Here is a 26,024-nt window from a genome sequence, read left to right on the forward strand (position 1 = left end):
GCGGATGATGTCTTTTTTCACTTCATGGATTAGAAATGCAGAAAAAATATGCCTTTGCGGCACTCTCCTTGTTAACCACCTCGCTAATCAGCGGCTGTGCTACCGAATCTTCCCGTGCTATTCAGGCTCCGCAGGTTCGTGCAGCCAGCCAGCCGGTTTATCAGGGCGTGCGCAGCCCGATTGCGGTAGGTCAGTTCGATAACCGCTCCTCGTACATGAACGGCATCTTCTCTGATGGTGTCGATCGGCTGGGTAATCAGTCGAAAACCATTCTGATTACCCATCTGCAGCAGACCAATCGCTTCAGCGTGCTGGATCGCAGCAATCTGAAAGAGTTGCAGCAGGAGTCAGACTTCAAACGCAGCCAGCAGAATATCAAAGGCGCGAACTACATCATCACCGGTGATATTACCGAGTTTGGCCGCAAAGAAGTGGGCGATCAGCAGCTGTGGGGCATTCTGGGCCGCGGCAAAACCCAGATCGCCTATGCCAAAGTGAATCTCAACGTGGTGGATGTCACTACCTCTGAAGTGGTTTACAGCACCCAGGGTGCAGGCGAGTACCAGCTTTCGGCGCGTGAAGTGATCGGCTTTGGCGGCACTAGCAGCTATGACTCGACGCTGAACGGCAAAGTGATGGATCTGGCGATTCGCGAAGCGGTCGATCATTTAGTGGATGGAATCAACAACGGCGCATGGCGTCCGGCTAAATAAGGAAGCAGTAAATGAAAATGATGACACTGAGCAGCCTGCTGATGGCAGCGGCGCTGCTGGCCGGCTGTGCGCCAAAAGCGCCGAAAACGATCTACTACTGGGGCGACTATCAGGAACAGATTTATAGCTACTATCAGCAAAGCGGCGATCCGCTGAAGCAGATCGATGCGCTGAGTCTGGATGTGGAAAAAGCCCGTGCTGCGGGTCAGCCCGTACCGCCAGGCCTGCATGCGCAGCTCGGCCTGCTCTACGCTAAAACCGGTGATACCAATAAAGCGTTTGGTCAGTTCGCCACCGAGAAGCAGCTGTTCCCCGAATCAGCACCTTACATGGATTTTCTGATGAGTAAAAAACAAGGAGTGGTACAGTGAAAAAATGGATTGCCCTGAGCGGCGCGCTGATGGTGCTGTTGCTGACTGGCTGTGCGCAGCCAAAAAAACCGTACGACTACACTGCGTTTCGTGCCAGCAAGCCTGCCTCGATTCTGGTGCTGCCTGCCGCTAACACCTCGCCGGATATCAACGCCGCTCACAGCCTGAACTCGCTGGTGACGCGTCCGCTGGCCGAAGCCGGTTACTACGTCTTCCCGGTGGCGGTGGTTGAAGAGACCTTTCAGCAGAACGGCCTGACCAGCGCCAGCGACGCCCAGGCGGTCAGCGCGAAACGTCTGAATGAGATCTTCCACGCCGACAGCGCGCTCTATATCTCGATCAGCGACTATAGCAGCAGCTATCGGGTGATCGACAGCGTGACCACCGTGACCGCCAAAGCACGGCTGGTGGATTTACGCAGCGGCAAAGAGATCTGGCAGGGTACCGCTACCGCTACCGACAATGATCAGGGCAATAATAACAACAACGGCGTGATTGGTATTCTGGTCAGCGCGGCGATCAAGCAGATTTCCGACAACGTCACTGACAAAGCGCATACCGTGGCCGGACTGACCAGCAATCGTCTGCTGTCACAGAACGAGCAGGGTGGATTACTCACCGGCCCTCGCTACAAGGTCGTCAGCGCCCGCTGATCAGACTCAGACGGGCGCTCTGGCGCCCGTTATCCCTGCGGCAATTCCAGCTGGCTGTACCCTAATCCATTCATCTTGCGCACTTTAATCTGCACCGGGATACGCTCTTTCATCGCTTCCACGTGGCTGATCACCCCGATGGTTTTGCCGCTGGCGTTCAGCGCGTCCAGGGCATCCAGCGCGGTATCCAGCGTCTGAGCATCCAGCGTGCCGAACCCCTCATCCAGAAACAGCGATTCGATGCGCGTTTTGTGGCTGACCAGATCCGATAACGCCAGTGCCAGCGCCAGACTGACCAGGAAACTCTCGCCACCTGACAACGTGCGGGTATCGCGAGCCGCGTCGGCCTGCCAGGTATCGACGACATCCAGCTCCAGCAGATCCTGCGCCCGGCGCTGCAGCAGATAACGGCCATGCAGCCGATCGAGCTGACGGTTGGCAAGCGCTACCAGATGATCCAGCGTTAACCCCTGGGCGAAGCGCCGGAATTTATCGCCGCTGGCGGAGCCGATCAGATCGTTGAGCAGGCTCCACTGCGCCAGCACCACACCATCCTGTTCAATCTGCGTCATCAGGCTCTGTTGTCGGGCGCGGAGGCTGGCGTCGCTGTGCAGCTGCTGCTGAATCTGACCCTGCTGGCTGGCGTTGTCGCGCAGGGCCAGCCGTAACTGCTCCAGCTGCTGCGCCAGTGCTTCGGCGGATTCCGGCATCGCATCGGGTTTCGCCTGCTGATGAACGCTGAGCCGCTGCTGCAGATCTGCCAGTCGCGCCTGCTGCTGCTGGCATTGCTGATCGAGTTGCTGCAGCTGCTGACGCAGTTGCAGCGCGGTCTGCTCATCCAGCAGCGCCGCGCGCAGGCTGGCTTCATCGGTAAATCCGGCGCTCTCCAGTGCCTGCTGCAGCACGCTTTCCGCCTCTGCCAGTTTGCCGCTGAGCGTCTGACGCTGATTTTCCAGCCCCGACAGCTCACCCTGCAGGCGACTGACCTCGGCCTGCGCCTGCTGCAGGGCGGTGAGCTGCTGTGCCAGCTGTTCATCAGCGTGCTGAACGCGGGCCTGCAGCTGCTGACGGGCGTTGGCGACATCGCGATCGCCAAACAGCGCCAGACGGGCACGACGCATTTCGCTGAGCTGCGCCTGGCTCTGCTGCTGCTGCTGCTGACGGGTGGCGAGCTGCTGCTGTTCCTGCTCTGCCTGTTGTTGCAGGGCAGTGAGCTGGGTTTCCCCTTTTAACAGCTGCGGCTGCAGGTTAGCGAGCAACTGCTCACTTTCCTGCCAGCGCTGCCAGCGCCGCTGTTGCTCCGCCAGCCACGCATCGCGATCGGCGGCATCGGGCAGGGCAAGATGGTGCGCGCTGAACTGCTGCTCCAGACGGCTCTGCAACTGCTCCCAGGCCTGCTGTTCCTGCTGCTGACGCTGTTGCAGCGCATCCAGTGCCTGTTGCAGGCTGGTCAGCGACTGCTGCGCCAGCTGTTCGGCCTGCTGGTGCTGCTGCCAGGCCTGTAGCTGCTGAAGATGGTGATCTTTCGCAGCCTGGCGCGTTTGTTCAGCGGCTTCCTGAGCCTGTCGCTGCTGCTCAAGCTGACTTTCACGGTCGCTTTGCTGCTGCTGCCACGCGGCTAAGGCTTCGCGATCGGCAAGCGGGAAGGTAAGTGCCAGCTCACCGCTCAGCGCCTGCCATTGCTGCTCAAGCTGATCAAGCTGTTGCTGCATCCCGGCGATTTCATCGCGCAGGGCCTGCTGCTGCACTACTGACTGCTTCAGCTGTTCATTTTTTGCCGTGCCCGCTTCACGCAGTACCTCGGTTTGCTGCTGCAGCGCAGCCCGGCGCTGCTGGTTAGCACTCACTTCAAGTGTGCTGTAGGCCTCAACGGCGGGATGGGTACAGGAGCCGCACAGCGGGCAGGGCTGATCGGCGGTGAGCCGGGCGCGGTAATCGTTGAGGTCGACAATCTGCTGCTCCAGCGCGCAGATTTTTTCGACATCATCCAGCTGCTGTTTTTCGCGTTTCCAGGTCTCGCGCAGGCTCTGGAGTTCTGCTTCACTCTGCTGATGCGCTTTTTCCAGCGCGCTCAGCCTGTGCTGGCGCTGGCCCAGCTGCTGATGCAGCGGCTGCCACTGCGTTGAGAGCAGCAGCAGTTGCTGACGCGCCGGACGGCTGTTCTGCAACTGGCTTAATGCCTGCCGCAGTGCGGCAGGCGGATGCTGCTCCTGAAGCGAAGTGAGTACCTGCTCCGCCTGCGACAGCGCCCGGCGGGCCTGTTGCTCTGACAACTGGCGCGGCAGTGCCTGTTGTGCCTCTTGTTGCTGTTTCGCCTGTTGCGCATCGATCTGTTGCTGCTGCTGTTCGCGCTGTTGCGTCAGTCCCGCCAGTGTCGCCTCACGCTGTGCCAGCAGGGCAAAGTTCTCCTGCCATACCGGCAGCGAAGCGCCCCAGTGCGCCAGATCGGCCAGCTGCTCGCGTAACTGATGCTGTTCGGCAATCGCCTGCTGCCAGGCCGCGACCTGCTGCTTCTGCTGCGTCAGGCTGGCCTGGGTCTGGTCGGCATGCTGCTGCTGCCGGGCATTTTCCTGCTGCTGCTCTGCAAGCTGTTGCTGCAGCGTCGTGATGTGCTGATCCAGCGGCAGCACCTGTTCCGTCAGCAGGTTCTCCTGCTGCTGCTGTTCCTGCTGCGCCAGCTGGCGGGCGGTCTGAGCGGCCGCATAATTCTGCTGATGCTGCTGCTGCTGGTTCTGCGCCTGCTGCTGCGCCGCGGTAAGCTGCTGATAGCGGCTCTCAGCCTGCTGCTGTTCACTGCGCAATGTGTCACGCTGCTGCAGTTTAATCCTCAGTTTTTCAGCCGGTTCGCTGCGAGCCAGCCGCTGGCGGTCGGTTTCAGCCGCCTGTGACGCGGCCTGTGCCTGCTGTAGCGCTGCTTCAGCCTGCGCACTCTCCTGCTGTAACTGCTGTGCCTGTTGCTGCCACTGCTGCTGTTGCTGCGCCTGCTGATAATCCGCGCTGAGTTGCTGTTCAGCCCTGGTCAGATCGCTGAGCTGCTGTTGCAGCGCGTCGCGGGCGTCGCTATCCAGCAGCGCCATCGCTCCCGCCTGGCTGCGCAGCAGATCCAGCTGGGTTTTCGCCTCTTTATGACGCTCGTAGATGGCTGCGGAAATCAGGCCGTAAATTTCGGTGCCGGTCAGCTCCTCCAGCAGTTCGGCGCGTTCACTGGCTTTCGCGTTGAGAAAGGCGGCGAATTGTCCCTGTGACAGCATCATTGAGCGGGTGAAGCGTTCGAAATCAAGACCTGACAGGGTTTCGATCAGCTTCAGCTTGTCACCGACCTTATCGGCAACAATGGTGTTGTCGTCACAGCGCGCCAGCTCAACGCGCGGCGCCTGTAGCTTGCCGTCAGCGGTGCCGCGCGCGCGGTTCTGGCTCCAGAAGGCGCGCCAGGCTTCACCTTTGATCTCAAACTCGACCTCAGCCAGACATTCTGCGCAGTCGCGGGTCATCAGCGCATTCTGGCTCTGGGAAATCGCGCCCAGGCGCGGTGTCTGGTGATAGAGCGCCAGGCAGATGGCGTCCAGCAGCGTGGTTTTACCCGCCCCGGTGGCCCCGGTTATCGCAAACAGGCCGTTGCTGGCAAAAGGCTCGGCGCGGAAGTCGATGAACCATTCACCGCGCAGGGCATTGAGGTTTTTAAACCGTAGCGTAAGGATCTTCATTGGGTCTCTTCCATGGCGGCCAGCGTCTGGCGGAACAGGATGATCATCTCGTCGATTTGCGCCGGTTGCAGCTCCTCATCCAGCGCCAGGCGGCGGGCAAAGACCTCTTCCACCTTTAGCTCACTCAGCGTTTCGTTGTCGAGCCGCGCCAGGCTCTGCTGCCGCTGTTCACGGCTGCGGCGCAGCAGCAAGACTTCGACCGGCAGCGTAGCGGTCAGGGCTTCGACCTGACGTTGCAGATCGCTGAGGTACTCCTGAGTGGTGACTTCGATGTCGAGCCAGGTCGGTTTTTCCTGCTCTGCCGAACTGAAGGCATTTAGCTGTTCCGCTATCTGCGCCAGCGACCCTTTCAGCACCTGCATCGGCTGCGCCTGTGGCACCACCAGCGGCGTGACTGACTGCAGGCCGCTGGCCGCCAGTTCCAGCAGAAAAACGCTTTTTTCAGTCCCCAGCTCATCAAAGCTCAGCGGAATCGGTGAGCCGCTGTAGCGGATATGCTCGCTGCCCGCCACGCGCTGGGCGCGATGAATATGGCCGAGCGCAATATAGTCAGCAGCGGGAAACGCGCTGGCGGGAAACGCGTCCAGCGTGCCGATGTAGATGTCGCGCACCGAATCGCTCTGGCTGACGCCGACGGTGGTGAGGTGACCGGTAGCAATGACGGGCAGCGCATAGCCCAGCGCCTGGGCGGCGGCGAAACGCTGCTGATAGTGGTGGGCAATCGCCTCCAGCAGCGAGGTCTGTTTGTCGCGGCCCGACTGTCCCGCCCGGCTGCGCAGGATATCGCGCGGGCGCAGATAGGGAATGGCACACAGCAGCGCACCCGGCTCGCCCTGGCGGGTGTTGAGCAGCAGCACATCATCCTGCGCCTGCGGTGTAGCGATTACCCGCGTGTTGAGACAGGCCAGCAGTTCGCGTGACTCGTTCAGCGTTGCCACGGAATCGTGGTTACCCGCCAGCACAATCAGCTGACAGCCCGCAGGCTGCAGCGCCACCACGAAGCGGTTAAACATCTCGCGGGCGTAGCTGGGCGGCGTGCCGGTATCAAACAGGTCGCCTGCAATAATCAGCGCATCCACCTGATGCTGTTCAATCTGGATCAACAGCCAGTCGAGAAACGCCTGATGTTCCGCCGCCCGACTTTTGTTGTAGAAGAACTGCCCCAGATGCCAGTCCGCAGTATGAATAATGCGCATGATGAGTCCCTGCCGTTGTGATTCGCCGGGCGATTATACTGGCTCTGCGGCCAAAGCAAAAAAATGTCGCTGCGCTGTCATAAATGATTACCAGTGAGGTTACAGGCAGGTTATGTTTTTCATAAAAGTGTCACAAATCTGACGCATAATGGCGCCGCGAATCTCAGTGACAGCCGTCATAATCAGCAGGAGTAATAATGGCTAAGCGCATTTTGGTTGTGGAGGATGAAGCCCCCATCCGTGAAATGTTGTGTTTTGTTCTGGAGCAGAACGACTATCAGCCAATCGAGGCGGAAGATTATGACAGCGCCGTTGGCAAGCTGATTGAACCCTGGCCCGATCTGATTTTGCTGGACTGGATGTTACCCGGTGGCAGCGGGATTCAGTTTATCAAGCATCTGAAGCGCGAGGCGATGACCCGCGATATCCCGGTGATGATGCTGACCGCGCGCGGCGAAGAGGAAGATCGGGTACGTGGCCTGGAAGTGGGCGCCGACGATTACATTACCAAGCCGTTTTCACCTAAAGAGCTGATGGCGCGGATCAAAGCGGTGATGCGCCGCATTTCGCCGATGGCGGTGGAAGAGGTGATTGAGATGCAGGGGCTGAGTCTGGATCCCTCCTCACATCGCGTGATGTCCGAAACCACGCCGCTGGAGATGGGCCCCACCGAATATAAGTTGCTGCACTTCTTTATGACGCACCCGGAGCGTGTCTACAGCCGCGAACAGCTGCTGAACCACGTCTGGGGCACCAATGTGTATGTGGAGGATCGCACTGTCGATGTTCACATTCGCCGTTTACGTAAAGCGCTGGAAGTCTCCGGCCACGATCGCATGGTACAAACCGTCCGTGGAACAGGGTATCGTTTCTCTGCCCGCTACTAAACGGAGCCTTTACCGTGCTGGAACGCCTCTCCTGGAAGAGATTACTGACAGAACTGCTGCTGGCCTGTCTGCCTGCGGCGCTGCTGGGCCTGCTGTTTGGCGGCCTGCCCTGGTGGCTGCTGCTGAGCGTACTGGTGGTGCTGTTGTGGCATTTCCACAATCTGATGCGGCTGTCGCACTGGCTGTGGCTCGACCGCACCATGACGCCACCGACCGGGCGTGCCAGCTGGGAACCGCTGTTTTATGGGCTTTACCAGATGCAGCTGCGCAACCGGCGGCGGCGGCGTGAACTCGGCAATCTGATTAAGCGTTTCCGCAGCGGGGCCGAATCGCTGCCGGATGCGGTGATCCTGACCACGGAAGAGGGCACTATTTTCTGGTGTAACGGCCTGGCGCAGCAGCATCTGGGCCTGCGCTGGCCGGAAGATAATGGCCAGAATATCCTCAATCTGCTGCGTTACCCGGAGTTCTCCCGCTATCTGCGCCAGCGCGATTTTGACAAGCCGCTGACGCTGGTGCTGAACAACAAACTTCATATGGAGTTCCGCGTCATGCCCTATAGCGAAGGGCAGTGGCTGCTGGTGGCGCGTGATGTGACGCAGATGCATCAGCTGGAAGGGGCGCGCCGCAACTTCTTTGCCAACGTCAGCCATGAGTTACGCACGCCGCTCACCGTGCTGCAGGGCTATCTGGAGATGATGAATGACTCGGTGATGAGCGAGCCGTCGCGCAGCAAAGCGCTGCACACCATGTCGGAGCAGACGCGCCGCATGGACAGCCTGGTGAAACAGCTGCTGACGCTGTCGCGCATTGAAGCCGCGCCCGCGATCGATCTCAAAGAGAAGGTCGATGTGCCGGTGATGCTGAAGCTGCTGCAGCATGAGGCGGCGACGCTGAGTGGCGGTCGTCACGATATCCATTTCCATACCGATCCCCATCTGAAAGTGTTCGGCAACGACGAACAGCTGCGCAGTGCGATTTCCAATCTGGTGTACAACGCGGTGAATCACACGCCGGAGGGCACGCGGATCGATATCAGCTGGCTGCGTGGCAAGCAGGGCGCGACCTTCCGGGTGTGCGACAACGGGCCGGGTATCGCGTCAGAACATATTCCGCGTCTGACCGAGCGGTTCTACCGGGTTGATAAGGCGCGTTCGCGTGCCACCGGCGGCAGCGGGCTGGGCCTGGCGATTGTGAAACATGCGCTGAGCCACCACAACGCGCGGCTCGATATCACCAGCGTGCCGCATAAAGAGACCTGTTTTACCTTTACGCTGCCCGTGAGGTTGATTGTCAGCAGCGTGATGCAGGAGAATGCCGTTCATTAATCGCTGCCGGATCTCTCTGATGCGCCTCCTTCTTTTGTTAATCGTCTCTCTGCTGCCGGGTCTGGCGCTGGCCCAGCCCGGTACGCTCTCCGGCAATCTCAGCAGCGTCGGATCCGACACGCTCGGCTATCTGATGACCCTGTGGGGCGAAGATTTCAGCCGCCAGGCACCAGGCGTCAATGTGCAGGTTCAGGCTTCCGGTTCGTCTACCGCGCCGACCGCGCTGGCGGCGGGTGCCGCACAGCTCGGGCCGATGAGTCGCCCCATGCAGGCTGATGAACGTCAGGCCTTTGAGGCGCGCTACGGCTATCCACCGCTGGCGGTGCCGGTGGCAATGGATGCGCTGGTGGTGGTGGTCAATCAGCGCAATCCGCTGCAGCATATTGAACCGCGCCAGCTCGACGCGATTTTCTCCATTACCCGCCTGTGTGGCGCGCACAGTGTGCCGCTGCGCTGGGGCGATCTTGGTTTAACCGGCGACCGGTGGCGCGAACGGCCGATTCAGCGTTATGGGCGCAACTCCGCCTCCGGCACCTGGGGGTTCTTCAAACAGCAGGTGCTGTGTAAAGGCGATTTCCGCAGTGACGTAGCGGAGTTTCCCGGCTCGGCGGCGGTGGTGCAGGCGGTGGCTGGTAATTCGCGCAGCATCGGCTATGCCAGTTTCGGCTTTCACCTCAGCGGCGTAAAAATGCTGGCGGTGGTGAATGACCAGGGCCAGGCGATTGCTCCGGATGCCGACGCTATCCGCAGCGGCCGCTATCCCTGGGCGCGTCCGCTTTATCTCTATGTCAACAAAGCGCCCGGCAAACCGCTGCCACCGCTGGTAGCCGCGTTTCTGCAGCAGGTGCTTTCCGTGCAGGGACAGCGGCGCGTCAGCGAAGCGGGCTACCTGCCGCTCTCTGACAGCCAGATGGCGCAGGCGCGCGCAGCGCTGCAATAATCTTCCAGCATGAATTTTTTTCATCATCGCTGAATTTTCTTCAGTTGCAGACTGAGGTTACTCGTGTCACTCTGCATTCAGACATATAGCCATCCAGATGGCTATTTATATCAGAATGTAATTATTTCCTGCCGTAATCATTTGCAGGAAGGACAGGAGTGATCATGCAAAGAGAAACCGCCCCGTTCCGCGCCGACACCGTTGGCAGCTTCCTGCGTCCCGCTGCAATTAAGCAGGCACGCGAACAGTTTTCAGCCGGAGAGATTGATGCCGCCGCCCTGCGTCAGGTTGAAGATGCGGCAATCCGCGATGTGGTCGCGAAACAGCGTGAAAATGGCCTGAAAGTGGTGACAGACGGCGAGTTCCGTCGCGGCTGGTGGCACTTCGACTTCTTCTATGGTCTTGACGGCGTTGAGAGCTATGAAGCGGAACAGGGCATCCAGTTTAATGGCGTGCAGACTAAAGCGCATGGCGTGAAAGTGTTGAGCAAACTCGGTTTCCCGGCGGATCACCCGATGCTCGACCATTTCCGCTTCCTGCAGAATATTGCCGGTGATGCGGTACCGAAGATGACCATTCCCAGCCCCAGCGTGCTGCACTTCCGCGGTGGCCGCAAAGTGATTGATTCGGAAGTCTATCCCGATCTGGCGGACTACTTCGACGATCTGGCGCAGACGTACAAACAGGCGATCAAGGCGTTTTACGACGCGGGCTGCCGCTATCTGCAGCTGGATGACACCGTCTGGGCGTACCTCTGTTCTGAAGATCAGAAGCGCGATATCCGCGCTCGTGGCGACGATCCGGACCAGCTGGCACAGACGTATGCTCAGGTGCTGAATAAAGCGCTGGAAGATAAACCTGCCGATCTGACCGTGGGTCTGCATGTCTGCCGCGGGAATTTCCGCTCAACCTGGATCTCTGAAGGCGGCTATGGCCCGGTGGCCGAAATCCTGTTCGGCAGCGTCAACGTGGATGCATTCTTCCTGGAGTATGACAACGCCCGTTCCGGCGGCTTTGAGCCACTGCGTTACGTTAAGCCGGGCCATCAGCAGGTCGTTCTGGGGCTGATCACCACCAAAGTGGGTGAGCTGGAAGATCCGGCGCAGGTGAAAGCCCGGCTGGAAGAGGCGACACAGTATGTCAGCCTGGACCAGATCTGCCTCAGCCCGCAGTGCGGCTTTGCCTCTACCGAAGAGGGCAACAGCCTGAGCGAAGCCGAGCAATGGCAGAAGATTCGTTTAGTGGTCGATATCGCTAATCAGGTATGGTAATGCTGTAACGTTGTGCAGACAGGCGCGTAAAACGCGCCTTTTGTGTATCTTCTGGCCCGTTTATGCGGGGTTTTCTCACGCTCTGTCTGTTATTTAAGCACATCATCTTGTGTGCCTGCGGCAAAAATTAACGCTATCCACTGCCTTTTGAAAAAATGGCGGCATAACCTTCTGGTTTTCCGATCCCGTATTGCCTTTCACCGCTATAAACGTTTTACTTAGCGCCGTTGTCGATCCATCCCTCTGTGAACAGAATAAAAGCAGCTTAAATCACCTGCGCTTTACCCTGCGACGAGCATAATGCGCTGACATTGTCAGCCAGATCGCGGTTTGCACGCAGCGAGGGGACAACACTAACCCAACTTCCACCGCAACATCAGTGACAGGCCGTATGACACATCGTTTAACTTCGAAGGACATTCTCGCGCTGGGCTTTATGACATTTGCCCTGTTTGTTGGCGCGGGCAACATCATTTTCCCGCCCATGGTCGGTATTCAGTCTGGCGAACACGTCTGGACAGCCGCCATCGGCTTTCTGATTACCGCTGTTGGTCTGCCCGTGATGACCGTGATCGCCCTGGCCCGCGTCGGCGGCGGCGTGGATGCGCTCAGCACCCCGATTGGCAAGGTCGCTGGCATCGTGCTGGCCACCGTGTGCTATCTGGCTGTCGGGCCGCTGTTTGCCACGCCGCGCACGGCAACCGTCTCGTTTGAGATGGGCATTGCACCGCTGACCGGCGATGGCGCGCTGCCGCTGTTCATCTATAGCCTGATCTACTTTGCGCTGGTGATTGGCGTGTCGCTCTATCCGGGCAAGCTGCTCGACACGGTAGGGCACTTCCTGGCACCACTAAAAATTATCGCGCTGACCGTGCTGGGCGTGGCTGCACTGGTGTGGCCCGCAGGCGGCACCATTCCGGCGACCGCGGACTATCAGCGTGCGGCGTTCTCCAGCGGTTTCGTTAATGGCTATCTGACCATGGATACGCTGGGCGCGCTGGTGTTCGGCATCGTGATCGTTAACGCCGCCCGTTCACGTGGTGTTGATAATGCCGCGCTGCTGACCCGTTATACCGTGCTGGCAGGACTGATTGCCGGTCTGGGCCTGACGCTGGTCTACCTCTGCCTGTTTAAACTGGGCGCAGGCAGCGGGGCGCTGGTGGATCAAAATGCTAACGGCGCAGCGATTCTGCACGCGTATGTTCAGCATACCTTTGGCAGCATGGGCAGCTTCTTCCTGGCCGCGCTGATCTTCGTCGCCTGTATGGTGACCGCCGTCGGCCTGACCTGTGCCTGTGCGGAATTTTTTGCGCAATACCTGCCGTTGTCGTATAAAACGCTGGTGTTTATTCTGGGTCTGTTCTCGATGGTGGTGTCGAATCTCGGCCTGAGCCACCTGATTCAGATCTCCATCCCGGTACTGACGGCGATCTATCCGCCCTGTATCGTGCTGGTGGTGCTGAGTTTCACCCTTAACTGGTGGAATAAGAGCAGCCGGATTATCGCGCCAGCGATGCTGGTCAGCCTGCTGTTTGGCATTGTTGATGCGATTAAAACCACCGGGTTTAAAGATTTGCTGCCGGCATTCAGTCAGCACCTGCCGCTGGCTGACCAGGGTCTTGCCTGGTTGCCACCGTCACTGGTAATGCTGCTGATTGCCGCTGTTGTGGATCGGGTGAAAGGACCGGAACAGGTGACGGTTCACTCGTAACAGAGCGCACTGATTCTTCTTTAACCACGGGCTTGCCCGTGGTTTTTTCATTTCACAGGTACAGGTTGTTATGCAAGAAACCAACAAGCTCAAACGCGGACTGAGCACGCGCCACATCCGTTTTATGGCGCTGGGATCGGCGATTGGCACCGGGCTGTTTTACGGTTCCGCTGACGCGATAAAAATGGCCGGACCGAGCGTGCTGCTCGCCTACATCATCGGCGGGGCAGTGGCGTATATCATCATGCGCGCGCTGGGTGAGATGTCCGTTAACAATCCTCAGGCCAGCTCTTTCTCCCGCTACGCGCAGGACTATCTTGGGCCGATGGCGGGCTATATCACCGGCTGGACCTACTGTTTTGAAATCCTGATTGTGGCAATAGCGGACGTTACCGCGTTCGGCATCTATATGGGCGTCTGGTTCCCTGAGGTGCCGCACTGGATTTGGGTGCTGAGCGTGGTGCTGATCATCGGTGCCGTCAATCTGATGAGCGTGAAAGTGTTCGGCGAAGTGGAGTTCTGGTTCTCCTTCTTCAAAGTCGCCACCATCATCGTGATGATTCTGGCTGGTTTCGGCATGATTATCTGGGGGATTGGCAACGGCGGTCAGCCGACCGGTATCCATAACCTGTGGACCAACGGCGGCTTCTTCGCCCACGGCGTCGTCGGCATGCTGCTGTCGCTGCAGATGGTAATGTTCGCCTATGGCGGCATCGAAATCATCGGTATCACTGCGGGTGAAGCGAAAGATCCGGAGAAGTCGATTCCGCGCGCGATTAACTCGGTGCCGTGGCGCATTCTGGTGTTCTACGTTGGCACGCTGTTTGTGATTATGTCGATCTACCCGTGGAATCAGGTAGGAACCTCGGGCAGCCCGTTTGTGCTGACCTTCCAGCATCTGGGGATCGCGGCAGCCGCCTCTATCCTCAATTTCGTCGTGCTGACCGCGTCGCTCTCGGCGATTAACAGCGATGTGTTTGGCGTGGGCCGTATGCTGCACGGGATGGCGCAGCAGGGTCATGCGCCGAAAGTCTTTATGAAGGTCTCGTCGCGCGGCATTCCGTGGGTGACGGTGGTGGTGATGATGTTCGCTATGCTGATTGCGGTTTATCTCAACTACCTGATGCCGGAAAAAGTCTTCCTGGTCATCGCCTCGCTGGCGACCTTTGCAACGGTGTGGGTCTGGATCATGATTCTGCTGTCGCAGATCGCCTTCCGTCGCAAAATTGGCAAAGAGGCGGCGAGTAAGCTGCAGTTTGCACTGCCAGGTGGCAGCTGGACGGCTGGCGTCGGCGTGGCGTTCCTCTGCTTTATTATCGGGCTGATTGGTTATTTCCCCGATACCCGCATTTCACTCTATGTTGGCATGGTGTGGATTGTGGTGCTGCTGCTGGGCTATAAGCTGGTGCGTAAACCACGCTAATCTCCTGTTCTGCTCTCCCGATTTATGGGGGAGCAGAACCCGCTATTTCCCTCTTTTATTTCCTCCCATCGCTATTTATTTTTGTGATCTTCGCCACAACGCTGAATTCTTTTATTACGCGTTAACGCTCTGTCAGAGAAATAAGACTCTGCGCCGGTTTATTACGGCCAATGTATCCCTAAAAGATTACTCAAACGGGCAGTGAATATCGCTGAAGATTACAGGCGGGAAAAATTGTTGAAGGGGCTTCATGCGCAGGAATGTGCCGCTATATGGGCACTGACCCGCTAAAAAAGCAGAGAGGCGGAAATAAAAAACGGCGAAACCAGTCGCCGAAATACGCAAGAATTACAGGAAAATAGATAATAAAGGGATGATTGACAGGACTATCGTAAATCAAAATGCGTGGCGCTGATAGTCAGGCGAATTAAATAAGAAAAGGTCGGAGTGGCGTTAATTAACAGCGGTTAACATTATTAAGGCCGCATTGCGGCTGCGGCCTTAATTTGATTAGCCACGGACTCAGGGCAATATAACCGAAACCGGCAGCACAGCGCTGTTATCCAGGTTTTTACGCAGCTGAGTCAGTGTGGATTGATAAGGGCAGAGCAGGCCGACAGCGGTAACTCTGCAGTCGGGCTGATGCCATTCCTGCCGTAATAACGGATGTTTATCATCAATCGGTTGCAGCTGGCGGATGCCATCCAGACTCTGCGCCTGAAAATAGAGCCGCAAAAAACGCTCGCCGCTACGGGTGTCGCGCCAGCGCTCCAGCACCAGACTGCTGCCCGGCGGAATGTTACCGCGAGAATAGCCGGGTAACTGCCAGTTAAAGTCCATCAGGGTGCGCACCATCGCAATGTTGGTGTCATGCGCCACCAGAACCAGCCAGCGGCCCGGTGAGCTGTCGGCAGCGATCGCTTCCAGCATCGTGTTGAGCAATATCGAGCCACGGCGCTGTGCCAGGTAGAGTACGTCGTTGCTGAGATCGTAGTTGGCGGTCAGCAGCGGCAACAGTGAGGTGATCTGCGCGGCCGTGGTGATGTGTCCCCAGGCGAGCTGATCAAACGGCAGATTTTCGCTGTAGCCCAGTCGCAGCGTCTCCACCATGCTCGCCATCACGCTCAGCCCGTAAACGTAACTATTCCCGTTGCGGGTTTGCCGGAACGTCCAGGGCGCCTCAAACAGGGGACAATCCGTTGCGGGGGGACAGACGGCGGCTTTCAGCTGCTGAATCGCCGGTTGCAGTTGCTGTTGCAGGTGTGCCAGATCGCCCGCTTTCTGCTGTTTAGCAGCCAGTTCCTGCGCGGGATCGGTCCGGGTGACCGTCAGCTTTTCACTCTGAAACAGGGGATCAACATCGCCCGCGACGTGATGTACGGTTACGCCGCAGCCGGGAAACGCGCCGTCCGTCAGCGCCGCAGCCGTGGCGCGGGTGCGCTGCAGCGGGCTGGCGCGCACGTAGACCTGAGCGGCATCCGGACAGCCCGTGCCCAGCAGGCCAAGCTGGCGATAGTGCTCGCCTTCCCAGCGTCCTTTATTCACTACGGCACTGTAGCCGTGACCCGTCAGCTCGCCATCGGCAGTGGTCCACTGTGTCCAGGGTTGCTGGCTGGCGGCTTCCATCTCTTTACGGTTGCCTGGCGTGGGTGGACGTACGCCGTGACGGCTCAGTTCAACCACTTTCTCCAGCTGGTAATCCGCCGCCTGTGTCGCCGGGCTTAACAGCCAGAGAGAACCGAGGATTAGCGCACAGCGGCACAGGGTTGGCAGCGTCATTTACCCTTCCAGTGCGCCATTACCGGTCAGCGCTTTAATTTTTGGATACAGAGCCGCATTGGCCAGCAACACCGGGTTACCGTTTTTCAGGCCTTCATTACGCAGATAATCATTGGTGACACCGCCTGCTTCGCGCATAAGAACGATGCCCGGCAGACTATCCCACGGATGCATATGCGCTTCGTAGTAACCAATCAGCCGACCGGCTGCCGCCCAGGCGCTGGTCAGCGCACCCGAACCGATGCGAATAAACATACCACCCTGTTCAATTAAGCCGCTGATCAGGCGTGAGACGCTTTCGCCCGGCGTCCGGCTGGAGTTACTGATGCCAAGTAAACCCTCGTTGAGATGCGTAGCGCTATGAACCTGCAGGCGGCTTTCATTCAGCCATGCCCCCTGGCCTGCCCGTGCGTGGAACAGCTCCTGATGATTGGGATCGCAGACTACGCCGATCACCGGTTCCCCTTCGCAGACCACCGCCAGTGAAACGCACCAGTTAGGCAGGCCGTTGACGAAACAGGCGGTGCCATCGATTGGATCGACAACCCAGATAAAGGGCGCACCCTCAACCTCGCCGCCGCTCTCTTCGCCATAGACGATATCCTCAGGAAAACGTTCAGCGATTAAGGTCTTAATTAATGCCTCAACGTTACGATCAGCCTCGCTGACTACGTCCTGCAAATCCCTTTTGTGTTCCACGACCAGTGTCTGACGCTGCTGATACCATGACAGGGCCCGGCTGCCCGCTGCACGGGCGATGTCGCAGGCGTAACGGTAACGCGCGTCTATTTCAGAATGCGAAGCGGATGACATCTTTTCCTCTTATGATTTTTTTGCCATAACGAATGGAAGGCGCGCCTGAACAGGCGGTCTGGCTGTGATGTTTACTTCACTATTGTTAAGAAAGGCTTCATTAAGCCGCAGATAAGCAGCAATGGCAAGATGGTGCTGAGCCGGGCTGCTGGCTTTTTTCATCAGGCAAAAGCGCATGTCCGTCAGCCCGGTAGCAGAGGATCGGGTTTTACAGGGTTCTGCTGGTCGCCAGCGCCATTAAACGCGGATAAAAAACAAAAAACAGCGCTTCCAGCTGATCATAATGTTGCGTGAAATCGTGGTAGGAGTCGCGTAGTGCCGCCAGGCGTGGACGGCGGCTGGCCATGCCGTGCAGCACCCGCTCCAGCCGCGCAGGCTGGGCATAATGCTCAAACCAGCGCTCGCGCCACATCACCGCGTTGAGTGCCTGAAATTCAGGAGGCGTGTCGGCCAGCTGCGGCAGGATTTCGCGCTCGGCGGTGGCAGAAAACTGCACCAGCGTCTGGTCGGGCGTAAATTGCTGCCAGTGACGGGCCAGAAAATGGTCCCAGATAACGTCCAGCGTAATGGGGGCGACGCGATAGGTTTCCGCACGGAACAGCTGACGGGCGCTGCGCACTTCCGGTAGCGCATCCGTCATCACATCCAGACGACGATGCATCAGAATGCCGTCTGCGACAGGCGCGGACCAGTGCTGGTGCGGGTTGCCACGCACAAAGTCGGCCATTAAATTGCCGAGTAAGGAGCTGTCGGCCAGCTTAGCCAGATGGAGATGCGCAAGAAAGTTCATGCCGCATTATAGGCTGAACTGCCTTTGCGCAGCCAGTTGTTCAGAATTGGTCGGTTTTCCGCTAAACTGTGCCGCCTGTTTTTGCCTGAGAAAGAACATTTCAATGCGTGTCGCCGATTTTGCTTTTGAACTGCCCGAATCCCTGATTGCTCACTATCCCCAGGCGCAGCGCAGCGGCTGTCGTCTGCTGTCGCTCGACGGTCCCAGCGGTGCGCTGTCGCACGGTGTTTTCACCGACGTGCTGGATAAGCTGAATCCAGGCGATCTGCTGGTGTTCAACAACACCCGTGTGATTCCGGCGCGCGTGTTTGGCCGTAAAGCCAGCGGCGGCAAAATCGAGATGCTGGTGGAGCGGATGCTCGACGACAAGCGCGTGCTGGCACATGTGCGCGCCTCAAAAGCGCCGAAGCCGGGGGCAGAACTGCTGCTGGGCGAAGATGAGAGTGTGAAAGCGACCATGGTGGCACGCCACGATGCGCTGTTTGAGATCGTGTTTGATGATGAGCGCGCGGTGCTCGATATCCTCAACAGCGTCGGTCACATGCCACTGCCGCCGTATATCGACCGTCCTGATGAAGAGGCGGATCGCGAGCTTTATCAGACGGTTTACAGCGCCCGTCCGGGTGCCGTCGCGGCTCCGACAGCTGGTCTGCACTTCGATGAACCGCTGCTGCAGGCGTTGAAAGAGAAGGGCATTGAAATGGCCTTTGTGACGCTGCACGTCGGTGCAGGCACCTTCCAGCCGGTGCGTGTCGAAACCATCGAAGAGCATCACATGCACGCGGAGTATGCCGAAGTGCCGCAGGAGGTTGTCGACGCCGTGCTGGCCTGTAAGGCGCGTGGCAACAAGGTTGTTGCTGTCGGCACCACTTCTGTCCGTTCGCTGGAGAGCGCCGCCAAAGCAAGTCAGGATGCCCTGATTGCGCCGTTCTTTGACGATACCCAGATTTTCATCTATCCGGGCTATGAGTATCAGGTGATCGATGCGCTGATCACCAACTTCCATCTGCCCGAATCGACTCTGATTATGCTGGTCTCGGCGTTTGCCGGTTATCAGCACACCATGGCCGCGTACCGCGCAGCCGTGGCTGAGCAATATCGTTTCTTCAGTTATGGAGATGCGATGTTTATCAGCAAAAATCCGCAGGCGCCGCTGGAAAAAGTGGGCGACTGATTTATTAACCGATAGCCGGAATCGCCTGTCGTGCGACTGAAGGTTATCTGCATCGGACTGTTTCTCCGATGGAGGCTTTGTGAAATTTGAACTTGATACCACAGACGGGCGCGCACGCCGTGGCCGTCTGATTTTTGATCGCGGCGTGGTGGAAACCCCGGCGTTTATGCCCGTTGGCACCTACGGCACCGTGAAAGGCATGACGCCGGAAGAAGTGCAGGAAACCGGCGCGCAGATCATTCTGGGCAATACCTTCCACCTCTGGCTGCGTCCGGGCCAGGAGATCATGAAACTGCATGGCGATCTGCATGACTTTATGCAGTGGAAAGGCCCGATCCTGACCGACTCCGGCGGCTTCCAGGTCTTCAGCCTGGGCGACATCCGTAAAATCACCGAAGCGGGCGTGCATTTCCGTAACCCGATCAATGGCGACCCGATCTTCCTGGATCCCGAAAAATCAATGGAGATTCAGTACGACCTGGGTTCCGACATCGTAATGATTTTCGATGAATGTACGCCGTACCCGGCTGACTGGGACTACGCCAAACGCTCTATGGAGATGTCGCTGCGCTGGGCGCAACGCAGCCGTGATCGTTTCGACAGCCTCGGGAATAAAAATGCCTTATTTGGCATTATTCAGGGCTCGGTTTACGAAGATTTACGAGATGTCTCGGTGAAAGGTCTGGTAGAGATTGGCTTTGATGGGTACGCTGTGGGCGGCCTGGCGGTGGGTGAGCCTAAGCAGGACATGCACCGTATTCTTGAGCACGTCTGTCCGCAGCTTCCGCAGGATAAACCGCGTTATCTGATGGGTGTCGGCAAGCCAGAAGATCTGGTTGAAGGCGTCCGTCGCGGCGTTGATATGTTTGATTGCGTGATGCCAACCCGTAATGCGCGAAATGGTCACCTGTTTGTCACCGAAGGTGTGGTGAAGATTCGCAACGCCCGCTACAAAGATGACACTGCGCCGCTGGATGCGGAGTGTGATTGTTACACCTGTCGCAATTATAGCCGTGCCTACTTGTATCATCTCGACCGTTGTAACGAAATACTGGGCGCGCGTCTGAATACTATCCACAATTTGCGCTACTACCAGCGTCTGATGGCAGGTTTACGCCAGGCCATCGAAGAGGGTAAATTAGAGCGCTTTGTAACTGAGTTTTACCAACGGACGGGCAAAGAAGTTCCGCCATTAACGTCTGATAATTCATCAATGAGGGAAATTTAATGAGCTTATTCATTTCTGACGCCGTGGCCGCAGCAGGCGCTCCGTCTCAGGGAAGTCCGTATTCTCTGGTGATCATGCTGGTGGTGTTTGGTCTGATTTTCTATTTCATGATCCTGCGTCCGCAGCAGAAACGTGCGAAAGAGCACAAGAAGCTGATGGATTCCATCTCTAAGGGTGATGAAGTGCTGACCAGCGGTGGCCTGGTAGGCCGCGTAACGAAAGTCTCTGACACGGGCTACGTAGCTATCGCGCTGAATGACACCAATGAAGTCGTCATTAAACGTGATTTCGTCGCCGCCGTGCTGCCGAAAGGCACTATCAAGGCGCTGTAATTCTTTCTTCCCTAAGGGAACTGCCGTGTTAAATCGTTATCCTTTGTGGAAGTACGTAATGCTGGTCGTCGTGATTCTCGTCGGCCTGCTCTATGCGCTTCCCAACCTGTATGGTGAGGATCCGGCCGTTCAAATCACTGGTGCGCGCGGAAGCGCCGCCAGTGAGCAGACGTTGGATCAAATTCAGTCCGCATTAAAACAAGACAATATCCAGAGCAAATCTGTTGCGCTGGAAAATGGTGCGATTACCGCGCGTTTCGCTAATACGGATGTGCAGTTACGCGCCCGTGAAGCGATCATGAAAGCGCTGGGTGAAAACTACGTTGTCGCGCTGAACCTTGCGCCTGCCACGCCGCGCTGGCTGACGATGCTGTCAGCAGAGCCGATGAAACTCGGTCTCGATCTGCGTGGTGGTGTGCACTTCCTGATGGAAGTGGACATGGACACCGCGCTCAGCAAGCTGCAGGAGCAGAATGCTGACACGCTGCGTAGCGACCTGCGCACCAAAAATATCCCCTACACCAACGTCAATAAAATCGCGAACTACGGCGTGGAAATTCGTTTCCGTGACGCTGCCAGCCGCGACGCGGCGATCTCCTGGCTGAGCTCGCGTCATCAGGATCTGGTGATCAACAGCAGCGGCAGCGATGCACTGCGTGCCACCATGAGCGATGCCCGTCTCAGCGAAGCGCGTGAATATGCGGTTCAGCAGAACATTACGATTCTGCGTAACCGTGTAAACCAGCTGGGCGTAGCTGAACCGCTGGTTCAGCGTCAGGGTTCCGATCGTATCGTGGTTGAGCTGCCGGGTATTCAGGATACGGCGCGCGCCAAAGAGATTCTGGGTGCCACCGCGACGCTGGAATTCCGTCTGGTGAACACCAGCGTGGATCCGACTGCGGCGGCCAGTGGCCGTGTACCGGGTGACTCTGAAGTTAAAGACATGCGTGATGGCCAGCCGGTCGTGCTTTACAAGCGGGTGATCCTGACCGGTGACCATATCACCGACTCAACCTCCAGCATGGATGAGTACAACCAGCCACAGGTGAACATTTCACTGGATGGCGCAGGCGGTAACATCATGTCCAACTTCACCAAGGACAATATCGGCAAGCCGATGGCGACCCTGTTTGTGGAGTACAAGGACAGCGGTAAGAAAGATGCCAATGGCCGTTCCATTCTGGTGAAGCAGGAAGAGGTGATTAACGTCGCCAATATCCAGTCTCGCCTGGGGAACAGCTTCCGCATCACCGGTATCAACAACCCGAACGAAGCGCGTCAGCTGTCGCTGCTGCTGCGTGCCGGTGCGTTGATTGCGCCAATCCAGATTGTGGAAGAGCGTACTATCGGGCCGACCATGGGTCAGCAGAACATTACTCAGGGTCTGGAAGCCTGCCTGTGGGGTCTGCTTGCCTCGATCCTGTTTATGGTGGTGTTCTATAAGAAGTTTGGTCTGATTGCGACGAGTGCACTGCTGGTGAACCTGGTGCTGATTGTCGGCATCATGTCCCTGCTGCCGGGCGCGACCCTGACCATGCCGGGTATTGCCGGTATCGTGTTAACGCTGGCGGTGGCAGTCGATGCCAACGTACTGATTAACGAACGTATTAAAGAAGAGCTGCGAAACGGGCGCTCGGTTCAGCAGGCAATTCATGAGGGCTACAAAGGCGCCTTCTCCAGTATTGTCGATGCGAACGTGACCACCCTGATCAAAGTTATCATTCTTTACGCGGTCGGCACCGGTTCGATCAAAGGCTTTGCGATTACCACTGCAATTGGTATCGCGACCTCAATGTTCACCGCGATTATCGGTACCCGTGCCATTGTTAACCTGGTTTACGGTGGCAAACGCATCAACAAGCTGTCTATCTGAGGAGTGCGTTGTGGCACAGGAATATAACATTGAGCAGTTGAACCACGGGCGTAAAGTCGTCGACTTTATGCGCTGGGATAAGCTGGCCTTCATCATTTCGGGACTGCTGATTGTGGCCGCGATTGCGATCGTGGGCGTGCGTGGTTTTAACTGGGGCCTCGATTTCACCGGTGGTACGGTGATTGAGATCGCGCTGGAGAAACCGGCCGACCTCGACACGCTGCGTAGCGAACTGGTGAAAGCGGGCTTTGACGAGCCGCTGGTGCAGAACTTTGGCAGCAGCCGTGACGTGATGGTGCGTATGGCACCGGTTACCGGCCCGGCAGGTACCGAGTTAGGCAATAAAGTGGTGTCGGTGATCAACCAGACTACGCAGCAAAACGCGACCGTTAAGCGCATTGAGTTCGTGGGGCCGAGTGTGGGCAGCGACCTGGCGCAGGCGGGTGCGATGGCGCTGCTGTCGGCACTGATTGCGATTCTGATCTATATCGGCTTTCGCTTTGAGTGGCGTCTGGCGCTGGGCACTGTGCTGGCGCTGGCGCATGACGTGATCATCACCTGCGGCCTGCTGGCGCTGTTCCGCATTGAAATCGACCTGACGATTGTTGCCTCGCTGATGTCGGTGATTGGCTACTCGCTTAACGATAAAATTGTGGTCTCTGACCGTATTCGTGAAAACTTCCGCAAGATCCGTCGCGGCAGCTCTTACGATATTACCAACGTGTCACTGACCCAGACGTTAAGCCGTACCCTGATTACCTCGCTGACGACGCTGGCGATGATCCTCATCCTGTTCATATTTGGTGGTGCGCTGCTGAAAGGCTTCTCACTGACCATGCTGATTGGTGTGACGATTGGTACGATTTCATCCATTTATGTCTCTTCAGCGCTGGCGCTGAAGCTGGGTATGAAGCGTGAACATATGATGGTGCAGAAAGTCGAGAAAGAGGGCGCCGATCAGCCTTCTATCCTGCCTTAATCGCGCGTCAGAAATAAAAACGGGCAGCCTTTTGGCTGCCCGTTTTTTTTGCACCACGGCTAAGGATTAGCGGGTGCCGCAGGGGAGGTCGGGGGCGGTGCGTCAGCGGTCACGTTATGCACGCGGACATAACCCAGTTGCTCCGGTGTCAGGCCGCTGAGTCGAAGCGGAATGCTCGCCGAATGCTGCGGCAGCAGCGAGGCAGGCAGCGCGACCGTCTGCGTCAGACTGTCACTGCTCAGCGGTTTACCGGTCGCCGGGTCGAGTTCACCCCAGATCACCGTCGCGTGCAGGGCGGGCAAAGGCCGATCGTCCATTGAGCGTACGGTCAGGGTTGCCCGCGAACCGCTGGCTTCCGCAGTGACAGGGGACAGCGTCAGTCGCAACGTGCCGAGCTGAGTCTGCAGCGCCACTGGCGTGTTCGCCTGTGGCACCAGCCAGGCACCCTGCTGCAACTGGCTGTTAAGCTGTCCCTGAATCTCCAGCGCGCTGGCCTGCGTGGTCAGATGCTGCATCTGCTGATTGAGCTGACTCACTTCCTGATGCAGCTCTCTGACCTGCGGGTTACCTGCACTGCTACTGCAGCCGCTCAGCGCCACCAGTGAGAACGCCACCGGAACCCAAACCATCCTGCTCATAAGTTATCCTTGTCCGTTATTTTGGAATACGTAAAACCTGGCCAGGATAGATCTTATCAGGATGGGTGAGCATTGGCTTATTCGCTTCGAAAATCTTGTTATATTCGTTAGCGTTACCGTAAACCTGTTTAGAAATAGCGCTCAGCGTGTCGCCTTTCTTCACGGTGTAAAGCTCTGACTCGGCCGCGCTGTCTGTCACGGTGACCTTGTCTTCCACTTTTGTGATGCCTGCCACGTTACCTGCCGCGATCAGAATCTTCTCTTTCAGCTCCTGAGAAAGGCCATCGCCGGTCACGGTCACGGTATCGCCATTGACCTTTACGTCCACCTTGTCGCTGTCTGGCAAGCCGAGCTTGTTGATGTGATCCTGCAGCTTTTTATTCTGATCGTCACCGCCGTTTACGGCGTCCCAGAGTTTTTCACCGGCTTCTTTCACAAAGTTAAACAGACCCATACAACCTCCAATGTGTTAGTGGAAAATTTTAATTACAGCTCTTAAAGCGTAGTCCCTTTTGCCGCAGACGAAATTTAGCATCGTTTATCCTGCGATGAGAAGCCCGCGAAAGACACGGAAGAGATTTTGTTGATTCGCAGTTCGCGCTACACTGTATGGCCCATCACTCTCGCGTCAGGAAACGTCATGCATTGCCCATTCTGCTCCGCTGTGGACACCAAAGTGATTGATTCTCGTCTGGTTAGTGAAGGCTCCTCGGTGCGACGCCGCCGCCAGTGTCTGATGTGTCATGAACGCTTCACCACCTTTGAGGTGGCGGAACTGGTGATGCCCCGCGTGGTGAAAAGCAATGATGTGCGCGAGCCTTTCAATGAAGACAAAATGGCCAGCGGGATGATGAAAGCGCTTGAGAAGCGTCCGGTCAGCGCCGACGCGGTAGAAAGCGCCGTAAACCATATTAAAACGCAGCTGCGCGCCACCGGCGAACGTGAGATCCCCAGTAAGCTGATTGGCAATCTGGTGATGGATGAGCTGAAAAAGCTCGATAAAGTCGCCTATATTCGCTTCGCCTCGGTTTACCGCAGCTTTGAAGATATTCGCGATTTTGGCGAAGAGATCGCCCGGTTACAGGATTAGAGTATGGACGAACGCTACATGGCGCGTGCGCTGGAACTGGCGCGACGCGGCCGTTTTACGACCATGCCGAACCCGAATGTCGGCTGTGTGATTGTGCGCGATGGTGAAGTCGTAGGTGAGGGCTGGCATCAGCGTGCTGGTGAACCCCATGCCGAAGTCCACGCTCTGCGCATGGCTGGCGAGAAAGCGCGTGGCGCAACGGCCTATGTCACGCTGGAGCCGTGCAGCCATCATGGCCGCACGCCGCCCTGCTGTGATGCGCTGATCGCCGCAGGTGTGATCCGTGTCGTCGCCGCCATGCAGGACCCGAATCCGCAGGTCGCGGGGCGCGGACTGCACCGTCTGCATCAGGCGGGCATCGACGTCAGCCATGGTCTGATGATGCCGGAAGCCGAAGCACTCAATCGCGGCTTCCTCAAGCGCATGCGCACCGGCTTTCCCTGGATTCAGCTCAAGCTGGGCGCGTCACTGGATGGCCGCACGGCCATGGCCAGTGGCGAGAGCCAGTGGATCACCTCTGAGGCTGCCCGCCGTGATGTGCAGCGTCTGCGGGCGCAAAGCGCCGCCATTCTCAGCAGTAGCGCTACGGTGCTGGCGGACGATCCCTCTCTGACCGTGCGCTGGTCTGAACTCAATACCGACAGCCAGGCTCTGGTTGATGAGCAGCAACTGCGTCAGCCGGTACGTGTGATTATCGACAGCCAGAATCGCGTGACGCCGCAGCATCGGCTCATCTCACAGCCGGGCGAAACCTGGCTGATGCGCCATCAGCCGGATCAGCAGCTCTGGCCCGCTGACGTCACGCAAATCGCCGTGCCGCTGCGCGAACAGCAGCTGGATCTGGTGGCGATGATGATGCTGCTGGGACAGCGACAGATTAACAGCGTCTGGGTTGAAGCGGGTGCGACGCTCGCCGGTGCCCTGTTACAGGCCGGGCTGGTGGATGAACTGATCGTTTATCTGGCACCTAAGCTGTTAGGTCATGAAGGACGCGGCCTGTGTCAGCTGCCGGGGCTCAGCCAGCTGGCTGACGCACCTGCGTTCCGTTTCAGCGATGTCCGGCAGGTCGGTGACGATTTACGTCTGACCCTGACACCGCAATAGCATGCCCGGAAAAGCGAGAGCACGCCG

At 57.8% G+C, this 26,024-nt stretch carries 24 protein-coding genes; 16 read left to right on the forward strand and 8 right to left on the reverse strand.

Annotation, left to right across the window (positions count from 1 at the left end; genetic code table 11):
• Positions 1 to 35 precede the first annotated feature (35 nt).
• Genes BY447_RS14995 through BY447_RS15005 form a run of 3 tightly spaced genes read left to right on the forward strand, consistent with a single transcriptional unit; the run spans position 36 to position 1,737 of the window.
• Positions 36 to 713: a CsgG/HfaB family protein gene (locus tag BY447_RS14995; protein ID WP_013356955.1), complete on the forward strand. Its 678-nt coding sequence runs from the start codon at positions 36 to 38 to the stop codon at positions 711 to 713.
• An 11-nt stretch (positions 714 to 724) separates the two neighbouring features.
• A complete protein-coding gene (locus BY447_RS15000) occupies positions 725 to 1,084 on the forward strand; it encodes a DUF4810 domain-containing protein (protein WP_013356956.1) in 360 nt (119 codons plus the stop codon).
• Positions 1,081 to 1,737 carry a DUF799 domain-containing protein gene (locus BY447_RS15005; protein ID WP_110331444.1) on the forward strand — a complete coding sequence of 219 codons (657 nt, stop codon included), beginning with the start codon at positions 1,081 to 1,083 and terminating at the stop codon, positions 1,735 to 1,737. Before BY447_RS15000 ends, BY447_RS15005 begins: the two co-directional genes overlap by 4 nt.
• A gap of 29 nt (positions 1,738 to 1,766) precedes the next feature.
• Here the strand turns inward: BY447_RS15005 and BY447_RS15010 are convergent, their stop codons facing one another.
• Both BY447_RS15010 and sbcD read right to left on the reverse strand, forming a co-directional pair.
• A complete protein-coding gene (locus BY447_RS15010) occupies positions 1,767 to 5,441 on the reverse strand; it encodes an AAA family ATPase (protein ID WP_110331445.1) in 3,675 nt (1,224 codons plus the stop codon).
• A complete protein-coding gene (gene sbcD / locus BY447_RS15015; RefSeq protein WP_110331446.1) occupies positions 5,438 to 6,637 on the reverse strand; it encodes an exonuclease subunit SbcD in 1,200 nt (399 codons plus the stop codon). Before sbcD ends, BY447_RS15010 begins: the two co-directional genes overlap by 4 nt.
• Positions 6,638 to 6,834: 197 nt before the next feature.
• Here sbcD and phoB point away from each other — a divergent pair, with 197 nt between their 5' ends.
• From phoB to proY, 6 genes are all read left to right on the forward strand, one after another.
• Positions 6,835 to 7,524: a phosphate response regulator transcription factor PhoB gene (phoB, locus tag BY447_RS15020; RefSeq protein WP_003852491.1), complete on the forward strand. Its 690-nt coding sequence runs from the start codon at positions 6,835 to 6,837 to the stop codon at positions 7,522 to 7,524.
• 14 nt (positions 7,525 to 7,538) lie between these two features.
• Entirely contained in the window at positions 7,539 to 8,852 is a 1,314-nt protein-coding gene (gene phoR, locus BY447_RS15025) for a phosphate regulon sensor histidine kinase PhoR (protein ID WP_110331447.1), read from the forward strand.
• A gap of 19 nt (positions 8,853 to 8,871) precedes the next feature.
• A complete protein-coding gene (locus tag BY447_RS15030; RefSeq protein ID WP_110331951.1) occupies positions 8,872 to 9,792 on the forward strand; it encodes a PstS family phosphate ABC transporter substrate-binding protein in 921 nt (306 codons plus the stop codon).
• A gap of 164 nt (positions 9,793 to 9,956) precedes the next feature.
• On the forward strand, positions 9,957 to 11,063 hold the full coding sequence (locus tag BY447_RS15035) for a cobalamin-independent methionine synthase II family protein (protein ID WP_061061746.1): 1,107 nt from the start codon (positions 9,957 to 9,959) through the stop codon (positions 11,061 to 11,063).
• A 391-nt stretch (positions 11,064 to 11,454) separates the two neighbouring features.
• Positions 11,455 to 12,774, forward strand: a complete 1,320-nt coding sequence (gene brnQ, locus BY447_RS15040) for a branched-chain amino acid transporter carrier protein BrnQ (protein WP_013356963.1) — start codon at positions 11,455 to 11,457, stop codon at positions 12,772 to 12,774.
• A 70-nt stretch (positions 12,775 to 12,844) separates the two neighbouring features.
• The gene (gene proY, locus BY447_RS15045; RefSeq protein WP_033731734.1) at positions 12,845 to 14,197 is read left to right on the forward strand and encodes a proline-specific permease ProY; all 1,353 of its coding nucleotides are present in this window, start codon (positions 12,845 to 12,847) and stop codon (positions 14,195 to 14,197) included.
• A 522-nt stretch (positions 14,198 to 14,719) separates the two neighbouring features.
• Here proY and BY447_RS15050 read toward each other — a convergent pair.
• From BY447_RS15050 to BY447_RS15060, 4 genes are read right to left on the reverse strand one after another with little or no spacing between them, the layout of a single operon-like run.
• Positions 14,720 to 15,976 (reverse strand): histidine-type phosphatase, encoded by a 1,257-nt coding sequence (locus BY447_RS15050; RefSeq protein WP_110331448.1) that lies wholly within the window; start codon positions 15,974 to 15,976, stop codon positions 14,720 to 14,722.
• On the reverse strand, positions 15,977 to 16,789 hold the full coding sequence (locus tag BY447_RS15055) for an inositol monophosphatase family protein (protein WP_110331449.1): 813 nt from the start codon (positions 16,787 to 16,789) through the stop codon (positions 15,977 to 15,979).
• Positions 16,790 to 16,798: 9 nt separating this feature from the next.
• Positions 16,799 to 16,951: a hypothetical protein gene (locus BY447_RS23260; protein WP_158280080.1), complete on the reverse strand. Its 153-nt coding sequence runs from the start codon at positions 16,949 to 16,951 to the stop codon at positions 16,799 to 16,801.
• Between the two features lie 46 nt (positions 16,952 to 16,997).
• Positions 16,998 to 17,579 carry an ACP phosphodiesterase gene (locus BY447_RS15060; protein WP_033731737.1) on the reverse strand — a complete coding sequence of 194 codons (582 nt, stop codon included), beginning with the start codon at positions 17,577 to 17,579 and terminating at the stop codon, positions 16,998 to 17,000.
• Between the two features lie 103 nt (positions 17,580 to 17,682).
• Between BY447_RS15060 and queA the strand changes: the two genes are divergently transcribed.
• The 5 genes from queA to secF all read left to right on the forward strand — a co-directional run bounded on the left by queA (position 17,683) and on the right by secF (position 23,165).
• Complete coding sequence (gene queA, locus BY447_RS15065) at positions 17,683 to 18,753, forward strand: tRNA preQ1(34) S-adenosylmethionine ribosyltransferase-isomerase QueA (RefSeq protein WP_110331450.1); 1,071 nt, start codon at positions 17,683 to 17,685, stop codon at positions 18,751 to 18,753.
• Positions 18,754 to 18,832: 79 nt separating this feature from the next.
• The gene (gene tgt / locus BY447_RS15070) at positions 18,833 to 19,981 is read left to right on the forward strand and encodes a tRNA guanosine(34) transglycosylase Tgt (protein ID WP_013356969.1); all 1,149 of its coding nucleotides are present in this window, start codon (positions 18,833 to 18,835) and stop codon (positions 19,979 to 19,981) included.
• Positions 19,981 to 20,313: a preprotein translocase subunit YajC gene (yajC, locus tag BY447_RS15075; RefSeq protein WP_009091760.1), complete on the forward strand. Its 333-nt coding sequence runs from the start codon at positions 19,981 to 19,983 to the stop codon at positions 20,311 to 20,313. Before tgt ends, yajC begins: the two co-directional genes overlap by 1 nt.
• Before the next feature lie 25 nt (positions 20,314 to 20,338).
• A complete protein-coding gene (secD, locus tag BY447_RS15080) occupies positions 20,339 to 22,186 on the forward strand; it encodes a protein translocase subunit SecD (protein ID WP_013356970.1) in 1,848 nt (615 codons plus the stop codon).
• A gap of 10 nt (positions 22,187 to 22,196) precedes the next feature.
• Positions 22,197 to 23,165, forward strand: a complete 969-nt coding sequence (secF, locus tag BY447_RS15085) for a protein translocase subunit SecF (RefSeq protein WP_013356971.1) — start codon at positions 22,197 to 22,199, stop codon at positions 23,163 to 23,165.
• 59 nt (positions 23,166 to 23,224) lie between these two features.
• On the opposite strand, the gene BY447_RS15090 is transcribed toward secF, so the two are convergent.
• Together BY447_RS15090 and lysM are read right to left on the reverse strand one after the other, a co-directional pair.
• Complete coding sequence (locus tag BY447_RS15090; protein ID WP_107319378.1) at positions 23,225 to 23,803, reverse strand: DUF3251 domain-containing protein; 579 nt, start codon at positions 23,801 to 23,803, stop codon at positions 23,225 to 23,227.
• Positions 23,804 to 23,819: 16 nt separating this feature from the next.
• Positions 23,820 to 24,257, reverse strand: a complete 438-nt coding sequence (gene lysM / locus BY447_RS15095) for a peptidoglycan-binding protein LysM (protein ID WP_033782154.1) — start codon at positions 24,255 to 24,257, stop codon at positions 23,820 to 23,822.
• Between the two features lie 186 nt (positions 24,258 to 24,443).
• Here lysM and nrdR point away from each other — a divergent pair, with 186 nt between their 5' ends.
• The gene (nrdR, locus tag BY447_RS15100) at positions 24,444 to 24,893 is read left to right on the forward strand and encodes a transcriptional regulator NrdR (RefSeq protein ID WP_009091750.1); all 450 of its coding nucleotides are present in this window, start codon (positions 24,444 to 24,446) and stop codon (positions 24,891 to 24,893) included.
• 3 nt (positions 24,894 to 24,896) lie between these two features.
• The gene (gene ribD, locus BY447_RS15105; protein WP_013356974.1) at positions 24,897 to 25,997 is read left to right on the forward strand and encodes a bifunctional diaminohydroxyphosphoribosylaminopyrimidine deaminase/5-amino-6-(5-phosphoribosylamino)uracil reductase RibD; all 1,101 of its coding nucleotides are present in this window, start codon (positions 24,897 to 24,899) and stop codon (positions 25,995 to 25,997) included.
• Positions 25,998 to 26,024 lie beyond the last annotated feature (27 nt).

Source organism: Pantoea sp. JKS000250 (genome assembly GCF_003201065.1).
GTDB lineage: Bacteria > Pseudomonadota > Gammaproteobacteria > Enterobacterales > Enterobacteriaceae > Pantoea > Pantoea vagans.